Below are 6336 nucleotides of genomic sequence, written 5' to 3'. Positions count from 1 at the left end.
ATCCCACGATACCCAATAGAGCTGTCGGCTAGATAGTCTTGGACAACCGCGAGCTTGAATTGCTCGCTGTACTTGGTCATGAAAAAACCCCAAAAGTTGTGTCCAACTTTTGGGGGTCAGTTCACATGTCCGGCGGTTTTTGTTTTAAATGCAAGATTGTTATCGATGGTGGATATTCGGCAACACAATCACCCCAACTATCCCTAATGGGAGTATCATCCTCGCAGCCTTACCTTTCGGCAACATTGCGACAGTATGAATTCCCCTTCTTCCGCGCTCTACCCGCCGGTTCGCCAGGCGACGATCCTGATCGTCGATGACGCACCGGACAGCCTCGAATTGCTCGACGAAATGCTGCGCAGCCAGGGTTACCACACCTTCGTTGCCAACTCGGGCGTGCGCGCCATCGACCTGGCGCAGCGGGTCCAGCCGGACCTGATCCTGCTCGACGTGATGATGCCGGGGCTGGACGGTTTCGAGACCTGCCGCCGCCTGAAGGCGCATCCCGAGACCACCGGCATCCCGGTCATTTTTGTCAGCGCCTGCAGCACGACCGACGACGTCGTGTCGGGCTTCGACCATGGCGCGGTCGACTACATCTCCAAGCCGGTACGCCTGCCCGAAGTGCGGGCGCGCGTGCGCACCCAGCTGCAGATGCAGTCCAGCAGCGAGCACCAGAAGCGCCAGGCGCGCCGCCTGCGCATGATCGTCGAAGGCATGGACGAGGGCCTGCTGCTGGTCGGCGCGGACGGCCGTATCCAGTACGCCAACCCGGCCTGCGAGCGCTGCCTGGGCTACCGCGAATCCGAACTGGCGGGCCGGCAGCTAGCGTCCCTGCTGGCCGAGCCGGCGGCGAGCGACTACGCCGACTACTTCGAGCGGCGCGAGGATGCCGCCGCCGCGCGCTGCCAGGGCACCCGCGAAGTGCTGCTGCAGGGGGCCGACGGCAGCCTGCGCCCGATGGACCTGAACCTGTCGGCGCTGGCCCCGGGCGAGCAGCTCTACGTGGCGCTGCTGCACGACATCAGCCACCACAAGCGCTCCGAAACCGCGCTGCAGCGCGCCGCCCTGGCCGATTCGCTGACCGGCATCGCCAACCGGCGCCAGTTCGACGCCTGCCTCGAACGCGAGTGGCAGCGCGCCATCCGCACCGCGCGGCCGCTGTCGCTGCTGGTGCTCGACGTCGACCACTTCAAGCTGTACAACGACCTGCTCGGCCATGCCGCCGGCGACCAGTGCCTGCAGGCGGTGGCCAACTGCCTGCAGGCGCACGCGCTGCGCGCCACCGACCTGGCGGCACGCTACGGCGGCGAGGAATTCGTGCTGCTGCTGCCCGACACCGGGCACGCGGGGGCGGCCAAGGTGGCCGAGTCGATCCGCGGCGACATCGAACGCCTGCGCGTGCCGAACCCGCGCTCGGACACCTCGGACTACGTCACTGTCAGCATCGGCGCGGCCAGCTTCGTGCCGACCCAGTTCGACGACCTGCGCTCGCTGTTCCTGACCGCCGACCGCGCCATGTACGAAGCCAAGGCGGCCGGACGCAACCAGGTCAAGGCGGTGGAAGGCGGCTATGCCTGGGAAGCCATGCAGCGCGCCATGGCTCGCTGATCAGACCTGCTGCGGATAGCCGGTGATGCGCGCGATGTCGCGGTACATCGGCTGCAGCTGGCGGTACATCTTGAGGTAGACCTCGCGGTACAGGCGCTCGTACACGGCCTGGTTGGCCGAGATCGGCTCGAACACCCGGCCCACCCGCGTCATCGCCCTGATGGCCGAGGCGAAGTCCGGATACAGGCCGAGGCCCACGGCGGCGTCGATCGCCGCGCCCAGGCCCGAGGTCTCGTACACGTGCGGGCGCGCGACCGGCAGGCCGAAGATGTCGGCGGTGAGCTGCATCGCCGCGTCGCTCTGTGAGCCGCCGCCGGACACGCGCAGCTCGGTGATACGGGTGCCGCTACGTCGCTCGATCCGCTCCTTCCCTTCGCGCAGCGCATAAGCCAGCCCTTCCAGGATGGCGCGGTAGACGTGGGCGCGGGTGTGCACGTCGCCGAAGCCGATGATGGCGCCCTTGGCCTCGCGCCCAGGCACCCGGATGCCGGGCGTCCAGTAGGGCTGCAGCATCAGGCCCATCGATCCCGGCGGGACGGCCCGGGCCAGTTCGTCGAACAGGCGCTCGGGCGCCACGTCTTCCAGCAGCGCGCGCGACTGTTCGTGGTGGCCGAACTGCTCCTTGAACCAGTTGACCATCCAATAGCCGCGAAACACCTGCACTTCCGTGCTGTAGGCGCCCGGGACTGCCGCCGGATAGGGCGGCACGAAAGGCGTCACCTCGACGTAGCGCGTGGTGGTGGTGTTGATCGTGGCCGTGGTGCCGTAGCTGAGGCAGCCCACGTGCGGGGCGCTGCAGCCGGCCCCGATCACCTCGCAGGCCTTGTCGGCGGCGGCGGCCAGCAGCGGCAGGCCTTCGGGGATGCCGGTCTCGCTTGCCGCCTGGGCGCCGATCTCGCCCAGGTGGGTGCCGGGTTCCTGCAGCTCGGGCAGCATGTGCGGCTCGACCGCCAGCGCCTGCCACTTCCAGTCGCGCCGCCCGGCCCAGCGTCGCCGGCGGTAGTCGAAGGGCAGATAGGCCACCTGCGAACCGGACGAATCGGCGAAGCGCCCGCACAGGCGCCAGTTCAGGTAGCCCGACAGCAGCAGGAACTTGTCGGTCGCCTGCCACACTTCCGGCTGGTGCGCGCGGATCCAGTTGATCTCGGCTTCGCCGCGGAAGTAATCGATGGTGCCGCTTACGCGCGCCAGCTTGAAGGCAGTGCGCCACAGGGGCCCGATCGGCGGCACGGCCTCGGTGCGGCGCTGGTCGAGCCACGTGATGGCCGGACGTAGCGCCTTGCCCTCGCGGTCGAGGTTGATGACGGTGCCGCGCTGGGTGGTCACGGCCACCCCTTTGACGCGCGACCGGTCCGCCCCCGGTTGAAGCCACAAGTCCTGACAGGCCCGGCACAGCGCCTGCCAGAAGCCCTCCGGGTCGTGCTCGGCCCAGCCGGGCTGCGGGCTGGCGTAGTCCAGCAGGGCCACCTGCGATTTGGCGACGATGTCGCCCTTCAGGTCGAACAGCAGGGCGCGCACGCTCTGGGTGCCGTTGTCGATGGCGAGGATCAGGGGTTCAATCATGGGAATGCTCGTGCGGTTCGGCGCCAGGCAGGCCGTAATGGGATTGCCACAGTGTAAGGTAGGCGGCCTGCTCGGCCTCCCAGCGTGCGTCGCTCCAGCCGAGCTCCGGCTGGCAGATGGCACGGATGCGGGGTAACAGCTCGCGCCCGCCAGCGCGCAGCTGGAGCCCCAGGCGCGTGCGGCGCAACAGCAGGTCGTCCAGGCGCCACACGTCTTCGCTGCGCGCGGCCCAGCGCAGCTCGGCCCAAGGTGTCAGCGTGCCGGCAATGGTCTCGAGCTCGCCCGGACGCGCGGCGTCGACGACATGCTGGGCATGACGCCCATAGCGTCCGGCCAGGCGCTCCAGGAAAGCGACCGGGACGCCGCGCGGGCCGCACGGGATGGACCGGTGCGGGAACACCGGCCGTGGCGCCAGGTCGGCCCGCCAATCCGGCAGCTGGCGCGCGACGTGGCCCAGCGCGTCGAGGGCGATGGCGCGGAAGGTGGTCAGCTTGCCGCCGGTGACGGCGACCAGGCCCGGCTCGTCCCACACCAGGTGTTCGCGCGTCTCCTTCGAGGGCGCTCCGCGGGTGCCGCTATCGAGTACCGGGCGCACGCCGGCGTAGGTCGCCAGCACGTCGGCGTCAAGCAAGCCCAGTTGCGGGAACTGGGCGCGCAGCGCCGCCATCAGGTAGTCGAACTCGCGCCGCGTCACCTTCGCTTCCGCGGCCAGGCCCTCCGCATGGTCGACGTCGGTGGTGCCGACCAGGGTCACGCCCTCCCAGGGAAAGGCGAACACCGGACGGCCATCGGCGGGGTGCATCAGGCTGACAGCCTGCGCCAGCGGCAGGCGCCAGGCGGGCAGCACCAGGTGGCTACCGCGCAGCGGACGCAGGCGCGGGGGACTGCCCTGCCCCGGGATTCCGCAGGCCCAGGCGCCGGTGGCGTTGACCACGACCCGCGCAGTGATGGCGCTGCCCTCCCCGCTGCGGGCGTCGCGCAACAATGCGCCGGTGACGCGCCCGCTGCTGCGCTGCAGGGACTCGACCGCCACGTAGTTGCGCGCCTGCGCGCCATGGCTGCGCGCCTCATCCAGCACACGCAGCACCAGGCGCGCATCGTCGGTCTTGGCATCGAGGTAGCGGATGCCGCCCGCAAGGCCCTCGCGCCGGATGTTCGGCGCCAGCATCAGGAAGGCATCGGCGTCAAGCCAGTGTCGCTGCGGCCAGATGCGACGCTGTCCCGCCATCAGGTCGTACAGCGCCAGGCCGGCCAGGAAGCTGCGCCGCTTGCGCCGGCTGTTTCCGTAGTCGGCAAAGGCAAAGCCCTGCAGCTCGACCAGGCCGGGCGCATCGCGCAGCAGCGCCTCGCGCTCGCGCACCGACTCACGGGTCAGGCGCAGCCGTCCCTCGGCCAGATAGCGCAGGCCGCCGTGCACCAGCTTGGACGAGCGGCTCGAGGTGCCCCAGGCGAAGTCGCGCTGCTCGACCAGCATGGCCTTCAGGCCGCGCCGCGCCGCTTCCAGCAGGATCCCTGCGCCGGTGATGCCGCCGCCGATCACGAGTACGTCGAGATCGTCGTTCTTCATGGAGCGACCAGCTTGCCGGGGTTCATGCGCCCGTCCGGGTCGAAATGGCGGAACAGCGCACGCATCGCGCCCAGTCCCAGCTCGCCCTTTTCCGCAGCAAGCCATGGCGCGTGGTCAGTGCCGACGCCGTGCTGGTGGCTGATGGTGCCGCCGGCCGCCACGATCGCTTCGGACACGCGGTCCTTCAGCTGGCGCCAGCGCAGCAGGTCGGCCTCAAAATTGCCCGTCAGGCGGAACACGAAGGTCGAATACACGCTCGCACCCTGCGGATACAGGTGCGACAGGTGGGTATAGGCGTGCACCCGTTCGCCCGAGGCTTGCAGGGCGCCGGCGGCGGCGCGCTCGATGCTTTCCATCGCTTCGCTCACGCGCGGCCAGTCGAGCGCCGTCTCCACGGTGTCGATCGCGTAGCCGTGGGCCCAGGCGGCGTTGCGCAGGTAGACGCTGCGGAAGCGGTTGCGGCGCCAGCGCTCGCCCAGGCCGCGACCGGCATGCACGCCGCCGTAGCCGCGCGCGAGCTTGAGCGCCGAGCGCAGGGCCGGCAGCGCCTGCGCTTTTGTCCCGCTCACGCCGACCAGCAGCATGCATTTGCCGTCGGCGCAGCCGCGCAGCGCGAGCCAGCTTTCCAGCAGGCGCACCAGCCGCGGGTGGCCGGCAAGCTTCAGCATGGTGGTGGTCTCGACCGCATTTGACAGGCGCAGCATCGACAGCGGCAGGCGCGCCTGCGCCAGCTCGCGCACCGCCGCCAGCGCCCCCTCCCAGCGCGGGAAGAACACGGCGTGGAAGGCCTCGATCTGCGGCAGGCGGCTGATGCGTACCGTGGCCTGGGTCAGGATGCCGAGGCGCCCCTCGGAGCCGAGCACCATCTCGCGCAGGTCCACGCCTGTGCTGGAAGCGGGAAAGGTCGGGATCTCGAGCCTGCCCTGCGGCGTTTCCACCGTGCCGCCGGCGAACAGCTGCTCGATGCGGCCGTAGCGCAGCGACTGCTGGCCGGACGAGCGGGTCACCACCCAGCCGCCCAGGGTCGAGTATTCGAAGGATTGCGGGAAGTGGCCGAGCGTGTAGCCGTGCGCGCGCAGCTGTGCTTCCAGGTCGGGCCCGGCGACACCGGCCTGGAAAGTCGCCAGCTGGGCCTCGCGGTCGAGCGAGACCAGGGCGCGCATCCGTCCCATGTCGATGCTGAGGACCGGACGCGCCCTGTCCTGCACGCCCAGGTGGCCGGCCACGCTGGTGCCGCCGCCATAGGGGATCACGTCGGCGCCGTGGGCGGTGGCAAAGGCCAGCAGTTCGCGCACCTGTTCCCCGGACTCCGGATAGCCGATGCCGTCCGGCGCGGCATGGATGCGGCCATGACGCAGACGCAGCCAGTCGGGCAGGCTCTGGCCGAATGCGTGCAGCAGCCGCGCCTGGGGACTGGCGTCGACCAGCGGATGCGGCGGCAGCCGCCCTGGTCCCAGCTGCGCGCAGGCAGCATCGAATGCCGCATCGCGGGGCGCCACGCCCTGACCCAGGCGCTCCTGCAGGAAGGCGCGCGCCTCTACGCCCAGCTCCATCTCGACCGCATCGTCTCCCCAGCCATTCCAGCGCCGCATGCT

The 6336-nt window shown here is 69.9% G+C and carries 4 protein-coding genes; 1 reads left to right on the top strand and 3 read right to left on the bottom strand.

Going from position 1 to position 6336, the window contains the following annotated elements; translation table 11 throughout:
* The first annotated feature begins 255 nt into the window (after positions 1-255).
* Entirely contained in the window at positions 256-1611 is a 1356-nt protein-coding gene (locus LK542_RS23655) for a diguanylate cyclase (protein ID WP_227803382.1), read from the top strand.
* On the opposite strand, the gene LK542_RS23650 is transcribed toward LK542_RS23655, so the two are convergent.
* Genes LK542_RS23650 through LK542_RS23640 form a run of 3 tightly spaced genes read right to left on the bottom strand, consistent with a single transcriptional unit; the run spans position 1612 to position 6333 of the window.
* The gene (locus tag LK542_RS23650) at positions 1612-3174 is read right to left on the bottom strand and encodes an FGGY-family carbohydrate kinase (protein ID WP_227813833.1); all 1563 of its coding nucleotides are present in this window, start codon (positions 3172-3174) and stop codon (positions 1612-1614) included. It abuts the gene before it with no gap.
* On the bottom strand, positions 3167-4741 hold the full coding sequence (locus LK542_RS23645; RefSeq protein WP_227813832.1) for a glycerol-3-phosphate dehydrogenase/oxidase: 1575 nt from the start codon (positions 4739-4741) through the stop codon (positions 3167-3169). Before LK542_RS23645 ends, LK542_RS23650 begins: the two co-directional genes overlap by 8 nt.
* A complete protein-coding gene (locus LK542_RS23640) occupies positions 4738-6333 on the bottom strand; it encodes an FAD-binding oxidoreductase (RefSeq protein ID WP_227813831.1) in 1596 nt (531 codons plus the stop codon). The genes LK542_RS23645 and LK542_RS23640 overlap by 4 nt, the downstream gene beginning before the upstream one ends.
* Positions 6334-6336 lie beyond the last annotated feature (3 nt).

Origin of the sequence: Massilia sp. IC2-477, assembly GCF_020707265.1 — a bacterium.
Classification (GTDB): Bacteria; Pseudomonadota; Gammaproteobacteria; order Burkholderiales; family Burkholderiaceae_D; genus Telluria.
Note: the sequence above shows the minus strand (reverse complement) of the source record. Positions and strands in the feature narration are given on the sequence as shown.

Bases quoted from the DNA above. Each gene is read 5' to 3' on its own strand.
- LK542_RS23640 (WP_227813831.1), bottom strand. From the start codon at position 6,333: ATGCGGCGCTGGAATGGCTGGGGAGACGATGCGGTCGAGATGGAGCTG.
- LK542_RS23650 (WP_227813833.1), bottom strand. From the start codon at position 3,174: ATGATTGAACCCCTGATCCTCGCCATCGACAACGGCACCCAGAGCGTG.
- LK542_RS23645 (WP_227813832.1), bottom strand. From the start codon at position 4,741: ATGAAGAACGACGATCTCGACGTACTCGTGATCGGCGGCGGCATCACC.
- LK542_RS23655 (WP_227803382.1), top strand. From the start codon at position 256: ATGAATTCCCCTTCTTCCGCGCTCTACCCGCCGGTTCGCCAGGCGACG.